The 644-nt window shown below is 68.2% G+C and carries 1 protein-coding gene; it reads left to right on the forward strand.

From position 1 onward, the window contains the following. Positions 1–644: type IV secretory system conjugative DNA transfer family protein (locus tag A5780_RS18540; protein ID WP_156769552.1), on the forward strand; the 644-nt coding region annotated here is incomplete at both ends.

The raw sequence follows: 644 nt of genomic DNA on the forward strand, positions 1-644 counted from the left end.
GCGTTCTTCGAGCCGGAGGGCGAGGACCTTCTGGCCGGGCTGATCCTGGCGGCCGCGTTGGACAAGAAGCCGATCACTCAGGTGTTCGCGTGGGTGACTTCGCCGACGGATCAAGCGCCGGTTGGTGTGGTCCAGAAGCACGGGTTTTCGCTGGTCGCAGGTGCGCTGGCTACGCAGTACAACGCGCCGGACAAGCAGAAGGGCGGCGTGTTCTCGACCGCGAAGAAGATGGCGGCGGTCCTCAAGTATGAGGACATCCGCCGGTGGGTGTGCCCGCCGCAGCGCGGTGAGCGCCCGCGCCGGGCCTTCGATGTCGCCGAGTTCGTCACCAGCAAAGACACCCTGTATCTGCTGTCGGAGGAAGGCCCGGCCTCCGGCGGCGCGCTGGTGACCGCGTTCGCGTCGGCCGTGGCTGCGGCGGGCAAGGACGAGGGCGGGCGCGCCGGTGGCCGGATGCCGGTGCCGATGCTGATCGTGCTCGATGAGGCCGCCAACATTGTCCGCTGGCGCAACCTGCCGAAGCAGTACAGCCACTTCGGATCTCGCGGCATCGTCGTCATGACCATTCTGCAGTCGTGGGCCCAGGGCGTGCGCTGCTGGGGCGAGGACGGCATGAGGGCGCTGCTCAGCGCCACCAACGTGCT

It is taken from the genome of Nocardia sp. 852002-20019_SCH5090214, from assembly GCF_001665865.1.
GTDB classification, from domain to species: Bacteria; Actinomycetota; Actinomycetes; order Mycobacteriales; family Mycobacteriaceae; genus Nocardia; species Nocardia nova.